This window comes from Paenibacillus radicis (ex Gao et al. 2016), from assembly GCF_014641555.1.
GTDB classification, from domain to species: Bacteria; Bacillota; Bacilli; order Paenibacillales; family Paenibacillaceae; genus Pristimantibacillus; species Pristimantibacillus radicis.
Genome location: NZ_BMHY01000007.1, coordinates 507 through 867 on the forward strand (window position 1 = coordinate 507; position 361 = coordinate 867).

General features: G+C 51.8%; 3 tRNA genes. All 3 read left to right on the forward strand.

Going from position 1 to position 361, the window contains the following annotated elements:
- Nucleotides 1-81: 81 nt before the first annotated feature.
- A tRNA-Val gene (locus tag IEX98_RS17725) sits at nt 82-157 on the forward strand.
- A gap of 19 nt (nt 158-176) precedes the next feature.
- A tRNA-Met gene (locus IEX98_RS17730) sits at nt 177-253 on the forward strand.
- A gap of 32 nt (nt 254-285) precedes the next feature.
- Nucleotides 286-359, forward strand: a tRNA-Asp gene (locus IEX98_RS17735).
- Nucleotides 360-361: the final 2 nt, after the last annotated feature.

Sequence of the window (361 nt, forward strand, 5' to 3'; positions counted from 1 at the left end):
ACAATTTCTAAACTTTAACCTAAAAAAGTATTGCAAAGTTGACCTGAATATGGTATATTATAAAGGTCGCTCAAGCGATATGGAGGCTTAGCTCAGCTGGGAGAGCATCTGCCTTACAAGCAGAGGGTCGGGGGTTCGATCCCCTCAGCCTCCACCATTAATACTTTTTTTAACGACGCGGGGTGGAGCAGCCCGGTAGCTCGTCGGGCTCATAACCCGAAGGCCGCAGGTTCAAATCCTGCCCCCGCAACCAAAACTTTACCAATGTGTGTCCGACAATGATGTGGAGCTGTGGTGTAGAGGCCTAACATGCCTGCCTGTCACGCAGGAGACCGCGGGTTCGAATCCCGTCAGCTCCGCC